Below are 7,103 nucleotides of genomic sequence, written 5' to 3' on the forward strand. Positions count from 1 at the left end.
TGAAGCAATGAAACAGTGTTTCTCTGCTGCAATGCAAAAATTGTAGCACAGGGTTTTCGCCAGTTTTTCCAAACTTCCAACATTTTGTCGAAAGCATGAAAAAGGGATGCAGAGCGCATCCCTTTTTCTTTCAGTGCCAAGCCTGATCAGCTCACGACACCGCCATCGCGGATGCGATGCATTTCGCCGATATCCACAGTCCAGACCAGACCGTCGCCGATCTGCCCGGTGCGGCAGGCAGCGACGATGGCTTCGCGAATCACTGCAACCATGGACTCATCCACGATCACGCAAACCATGAGCTTGTCCGAAAAATCGGTCAGCTCATCCTTGACTGTGCGCTTGTCCACGGCAGCGGGGGCCGTAAAGCCCTCGGCCTTGAAGATTGTCACGCCAGGAAAGTTCGGAATCGCACGCAACTCGGTACGTAGGCGCTCCAACCGGCTGGGACGCACGATGGCGCGGATTTCTTTCATCGTCATCGGATCACTCCTTTCTCAAATCAAGCCTCGGTCGGCTTCTCGTCAAACCAGCGGTACAGCGTGGGCAGCACCACCAGCGTCAACAAAGTCGAGGTAATCAAACCACCGATCACCACGATAGCCAAGGGACGCTGAACTTCGGAGCCAGGACCCGTCGCAAACAGGAATGGCACCAGGCCCAGCAAAGCCACGGTTGCGGTCATCATCACAGGACGGAATCGCTGAGTACAGCCTTCGCGCACGGCTTCGGCCACGTCCATACCGTCCTGGCGCAGTTGGCGAATGCTGGATACAAGCACCACGCCGTTCAGCACAGCAATACCCCACAGGGCAATAAAGCCCACCGATGCCGGCACGCTCACATATTCGCCAGTGACAAACAAACCAATCAGGCCACCAATCGAAGCAAAGGGCAGCACCAGAATGATCAGGCTTGCCAGCTTGATGGAGTTGAACAGCAGGAACAGCAGGAAGAAGATGGCCACGATGGTCAGCGGCACGATCACCTGCAGCGTGCCCATGGCGCGCTCCATGTTTTCGAACTGACCGCCGAACTTGAAGTAATAGCCGTCGGGCAGCTTGACTTCCTTGTCCAGGCGCTGCTCGACCTCGGCAACAAAGCCAGCCAGGTCACGCCCTTCCACGTTCGCGCCCACCACCACGCGGCGCTTGCCACCTTCGCGGCTGATCTGCGCAGGGCCATCGACCAGTTCGATCCGAGCCAGACTGCTCAGCGGCACTTGCGCGCCAGCCGCCGTGGTCAGCAGAGTTGCGCCAATGGCTTCGGGCGATCCACGATAGGACTCGGGGAAACGCACCACGACCGAGTAACGACGCTCACCCTCGTACAAGGTCGTCACGTCCTTGCCGCCAATGGCTGACTCCAGCAGGCTTTGCACATCGGCAACGTTCAGACCGTGACGAGCAATCGCCTTGCGGTCGATATCCACCGTCAGAGCCTGCTGACCCGAGAGTCGCTCGATACGTATGTCCGTACTGCCGGAGACGCTCTTCAGAATGCGCGCCACCTGCTCGGAGACTTCCTTGAGATCGTCCAGTTCATCACCGAACACCTTCACGGCCAGTTGCGAGCGCACGCCGGTCACCATTTCATCCACACGCTCGGAGATGGGCTGGGACAGCACAATCTGCACGCCGGGAATCTTGGACAGGCGCTGACGAATCTCTTCGTCGATCTCATCCTGGGTACGCTCGGACTCGGGATCCAGCAGCACGATGGGGTCAGACTCATTGGGGCCAGCAGGATCGGCCGGCGATTCGCCACGCCCCAGCTTGGACACCACGGACTTCACGCCGGGCACCTGCGCGACTTCCTTCATGGCAGCCATTTCCATACGAATGGATTCATCCAGGGAAATGCTGGGCACGCGGTTGATCTGCGGCGTCAGTGCACCTTCCTTCATGGTCGGCATGAAAGACTTGCCCAGGAACGGGAACAGGCCCAGCGATCCGATCAGCAAAGCCACGGCCACGGCCAGCGTCAGGCGGTTGCGTGCAGTCGCGCCGTCAAGCAAACGCAGATAGTGACGCTTGAGGAAGCCAATCAGCTTGGTATCGTGATCGGCGCCGCCCTTGAGGAAGTAGGAGCACAGCACGGGCGACAGGAACAACGACACGGCCAGCGAGATCGCCAGAGCCATGGCGATGGTCAGCGCCAGCGGGCCGAACATCTTGCCTTCAATACCTTGCAGCGTCATCAGCGGCAGGAACACCAAGATGATGATGGCAATACCGAAGATGGTGGGTGTAGCAACTTCCACGGTGGCCGACAGAACGGTGCGAATGCGCTCGCCGCGCGAATTGCCCGCCTGCCCCAGTTTGTGGAAGACGTTTTCAACCACCACCACGGTGGCATCCACCATCAGACCAATGGCAATCGCCAAGCCACCCAAGGACATCAGGTTAGCCGAAATGCCGTACTTGTTCATCATGATGAAGGTGGTCAGCGGCGTGATGATCAGCGTCGCCACCACAATCAGGCTGGAACGCACATCGCCCAGGAAGATGAACAGCACCACAACCACCAGGAAGATGCCTTCAATCAGCACCTTGCCCACGGTCCAGAGAGCGGAATCCACCAGATCGGTACGGTCATAGTAAGGAACGATCTGCAGGCCGCCAGGCAGCATGCCCTTGGAGTTGATCTCCTCCACCCGCTCCTTCACGCGGGTCACGACTTCCTTGGCATTGCCGCCGCGCATCATCAGCACGATGCCCGAAACGCCCTCGGTATAGCCGCCCTTGATGATGGCGCCCTGTCGCACCTCGGCGTCAATCTGCACCTTGGCCACATCACGCACATAGACCGGCACTCCTCCCTGCTCCTTGAGCACGATGTTGCCGATATCGTCCAGCGTGCGGATCATGCCCACGCCTCGAATCAGATACTGCTCGGTCACCTGCGGCAGGATGCCGCCACTGGCATTGGCATTGTTGTCCGCCACGGCTTGCACCACCTGACGCACGCTCAGGTTGTAGTGACGCAGGCGGGCAGGATCGACCAGCACCTGGTACTGCTTGACATATCCGCCCTGAGAGTTGATTTCAGCCACACCGGGAATGGATCGCAGCAACGGACGTGCCACCCAGTCCTGAATGGTGCGACGCTCCGTCAACTCGGCCTGGGTCAGCTCGCGCTTGCCATCATCGGGGTGGTCCAGCGTGTACTGGTAGACCTCACCCAGGCCGGTGGATACCGGCCCCAGTACCGGCACGATGCCTTCAGGCATGCGTGGCGTGACTTCGATCAGACGCTCCGTCACCAACTGCCGGGCAAAGTACACATCGGTCGCATCGGTAAACACCAGCGTGATGATGGACAGACCGCTCTTGTTGAGCGAGCGCATCTCTGCCAACCCGGGCAGTCCCGTCATGGCGATTTCGAGAGGCACGGTCACAAAACGCTCGATCTCCTCGGGCGAACGACCAGGGGCTTCGGTGGCAACCTGAACCTGCACATTGGTCACATCGGGGAAAGCATCCACCGACAGATTCATGGCGGCACGCAGGCCAAAGCCACACATCACCAGCGCCAGCACGACCACCACCAGCCGCTGCGATAGCGCGGCACGAATCATGGAGGCAATCATGGGCTTACTCCAGTTCTGCGCGCTTGCGCTCGTTGTTCAGGTGGAATGCACCTTCAACCACGATCTGGGAGCCTTCGCTCAACCCCTTGAGCACAGGTCGCAGACCACCGCTGGCCGCCCCCAACTCCACCGGAGTCAGGCGATAGTGGTTTTCGGCTTTCTTGACGTAGACATGATCCCTGTCGTTCTCGCGAACCACTGCCAGCGCCGGGATTGCCAGAGTCTTCTCCATGGCCCCCTGGATCTTCATGGTGGCCAGCATCTGGGGCTTGAGCGCCAGATCTTTGTTGTCCACCTGAGTGCGAATGGTCACGGTGCGGGTTGCGGGGGACACGGTGTCACCCACGTAGATGATCTTGCCCGAGATGGGTGTCTCCTCGACGGTCAGCCCCAGCGCCGGCACATCGATCTGCACGTTCTGGCCAGTCTGCACGCTGCGCGCAATTTGCTCGGGCAGGGCGCCCACCACCCAGACATTGGAGAGATCTGCCACAGTGAACAGAGGGTCCCCCGGCTGCGCCACCTGACCCTGGCTGACCTGGCGCTCGATCACAATACCTGCAGCAGAAGCCGTGATGGCGGCATTCGGGGCCACATTGCCCTTGGCGCGCAAACTGCTCAGCGCATCGGCGGACAAGCCCATCAGCTTGAGCTGATCGCCTGCCGCCCTCAACTCTGCGCGCGCAATCTGCACTTCCGATTCGCGACGCAGCAGTTCTGCAGAGCCGATCACATCGGCAGCAATCAGCTGACGCGCCCGCTCTACGGAGCGCTCTGCCAGAGTCGCCGTGGCGCTGGCACGCATATAGGCCAGTTGAGCCGTGGTCAGCTCGGGGCTGGCGACGCGCGCCAGGGTCTGACCAGCTTTGACGCGATCGCCGGTTTCGGCCAGCACCTCGGTCACACGCCCTGTCACGGCCGCACCGATGCGGGTGACCTTGCGTTCGTTGGCTTCAATGCGACCGGCAACTTCCTGCACCGATGCAACCTCGGCCTGCGTTACCGCGGCGGTCTTGAAGTTGGTTGCCATTTCAGCTGAGACAACCACTTCCATGGGGTCAAGCTCGGCCTTGGTATCTGCTGCAGCAACCGCAGCAGCCGGCTCCTCCTTGCCGCAGCCAGTCAGGGTCAATGTTGTCAGCCCGGCCAACGCCAGTGCCAGAACCAGAGAGGCGGGACGCGCAGTCCTGGAGTGATGATGAGAAGACATAAAGCGAATTCAAAAAATACGAGAACGTGGTCTTGACTTTGAAAGCTCAAAGCGAGGAAGGCTGGGCATAGCGGCCAGCCAGAAAATCCAGTTCAATCCGGGCGGATTGCAGCTGATAACGGGCTTCAAGCAAATCGGCGCGTACTGTGCGCAGCACGCGCTGGGCGTCCAGCACATCCAGAATGCCGCGCTCGCCGAAGCGGTAAGCAGCCTCGGCTACGCGCAAGGCCGATTCGGCCTCGCGCACCGCGCCCTCGCTCAGGGCCTTGGTGCGCACCTGCGCCATTTCCATGACCTTCCAGGCCTGCAACATTTGCTGCTCAAGTTCGGCCTTGCGACCTTCCATGCGCAGGCGAGCACGCTCGGCTTCCGAAGCAGCCTCATCAATCGGGCCGCGACGCTGGTCGAACAGCGGAATCTGCATGCTCACGCCGATGGTGTTATTGCGGATATCGGGCTCTCGCGTCTGCGCGTAACGCAGCTCAAGACCTGGCCAACGGCTGGCTTTGGCACCGTTCTTCTGCGCTTCGGCCTTGTCCACCTCGGACTGCAGCTGCAGCAGCTCCGGATGGGCCTGCCAGTTGATGTTCTGCAACTGCACTGTCTCCACCGGATCCTGCAGAGACAGGGCCAGATCAAAGCGATTGGGTAACTGGCCTGCAGCCAGACGATTGAGCGTGAGCTGGGATTGCTCGGCCAACAAACGGGCAGACTGCTCCTGCTGACGAGCGTTGATCAGTTCGGCATCGGCCTTGATGATTTCGTAACGCGCCGCCTCACCGCTGGAAACACGTACGCGTACACGCTCATGGGCCTGTTCCAGCAGCTTGACGGCATCGTAGGCGGCCTGTGCCTGCGCCTGTCGCAGCACCACCTCGTAGGCCTTGAGCTTGACCTGGGCCACGAGTGCATTGCGCGATGCAGCAATCTGGTGCACGGATGCTCGCTGCCCGGCTTGCGCCGCCTCGATACGAGCAGCGCGCACGGAAGGCATTTCTATGGGAACCGAGATCCCCATGGTCTGCACATTGCCGGGCGTGGCCGATGCCAGACGCGCCTTGTTGTCGCCGCGACTCCACTCCAGCTTGGGGTTGGGCAGCGCGCCAGCGCTGACCACGGCGGCCTGAGCCGTGAAGCTCGACTGCTGCACTGAGCGCAGTTCGGGATTGTTGTCCAGCACGGTCTGCACCAGCTGCGTCAAAGTCAGCTTGGGCTGCGCCTGATCTGAAAGGGTGCTGCTGATTTGTGGTGTGCCATGAGCATTGGTCTGAGCATGCGCAGCCAGAGCTGCAGCGAGACACAAGCCGAACACAGCCGCGCGTTTGGGGCTCCGCAATGGTGCATGGCCAGAAGAATTCTTACTGGCCTTGGCCGGTAAAAAAGCCGGCACTATCGATCTATTGAACATAGAACACAGCTGCCTTCTTGAGGGCAGATAAAGTGAGGAAAGGGTCGAAAACCCGTCATGCACATGCGGCGGCCGCCGCATGCGATGCAGGATCAGTTACACCTGAGCAGGTGATGCCGCCCCAGACCTGTCTCAGAGCCATGCTCTGCAGACAAGCACATTCCAGGCCAGCAGGCGCTGGAATAGCGGGCGGCAGGTATCGGGGTCTAAAAAGCCCAGCGCAAACGTTCTGACGTGATGACGTCAGCTGAGCTGGAGCTAGCCTGCCTGCGGCAGGCCGAGACTTGGCGGACGCAACATGCTTTCCGGCCAGGGATGAGTCGGGTGCACCACATGCCCCTGAGGAGGCACCCGGACATCGGCCACACCTACAGCTAACGCTTCAGGAGGGCCAAACAATTCATTGCGATCATCTTGCGCCGGATTGAGTTCGGCAGTGCGATGTGGACGGTGAATGGAGAACTCCACCGTATCTTCTTCCACATCGTCCTCGAACTCCTGCAGCACATCGACACCGTATTCGTGCGGCTCTGCGTCGAGTACATAAGCCATGGCCACCACATCTTGCGAACCTGCCGGCCACATGGCGATGAGTTGCACCCCGATGATGGAGGCGAACATCAGCAGCGACAGCAGAAAGGAAGACGCCGGGCGCATGGATCGAAGGAGCTGTGGTTAAACGAACAACAATGAAGGGATGAAACAGTCACCGGGAAGCAGGCCCAATGGTGACAAGATGGTGTACCGATTGGCAGCAAAAGTTCCCGCATGGAAAACTTTTGTCAATATCTGTAAGGGTGAACGATAGCGTATCGCCATAGCACTTGCATGGCAAGGGTATCTTGCTAGAAAGTCAGGAGCACATCAAATCTGCCAGAGCACCACAGACAAGA

The 7,103-nt window shown here is 59.8% G+C and carries 5 protein-coding genes; all 5 read right to left on the bottom strand.

The genetic code is table 11. From position 1 onward, the window contains the following. Window positions 1-146: 146 nt before the first annotated feature. Entirely contained in the window at window positions 147-482 is a 336-nt protein-coding gene (locus tag AAIL66_RS24090) for a P-II family nitrogen regulator (RefSeq protein WP_343497938.1), read from the bottom strand. A 20-nt stretch (window positions 483-502) separates the two neighbouring features. Next, window positions 503-3,592 (bottom strand): CusA/CzcA family heavy metal efflux RND transporter, encoded by a 3,090-nt coding sequence (locus tag AAIL66_RS24095; RefSeq protein ID WP_034359832.1) that lies wholly within the window; start codon window positions 3,590-3,592, stop codon window positions 503-505. 4 nt (window positions 3,593-3,596) lie between these two features. Then, window positions 3,597-4,802, bottom strand: coding sequence for an efflux RND transporter periplasmic adaptor subunit (locus AAIL66_RS24100; protein WP_343497939.1), 1,206 nt, complete (start codon window positions 4,800-4,802; stop codon window positions 3,597-3,599). 46 nt (window positions 4,803-4,848) lie between these two features. Continuing rightward, the gene (locus tag AAIL66_RS24105) at window positions 4,849-6,138 is read right to left on the bottom strand and encodes a TolC family protein (protein WP_343497940.1); all 1,290 of its coding nucleotides are present in this window, start codon (window positions 6,136-6,138) and stop codon (window positions 4,849-4,851) included. Between the two features lie 330 nt (window positions 6,139-6,468). Beyond that, entirely contained in the window at window positions 6,469-6,831 is a 363-nt protein-coding gene (locus AAIL66_RS24110) for a hypothetical protein (RefSeq protein WP_343497941.1), read from the bottom strand. Window positions 6,832-7,103 lie beyond the last annotated feature (272 nt).

Source organism: Comamonas sp. F1-6 (genome assembly GCF_039581415.1).
Taxonomy (GTDB): Bacteria; Pseudomonadota; Gammaproteobacteria; order Burkholderiales; family Burkholderiaceae_C; genus Comamonas; species Comamonas thiooxydans.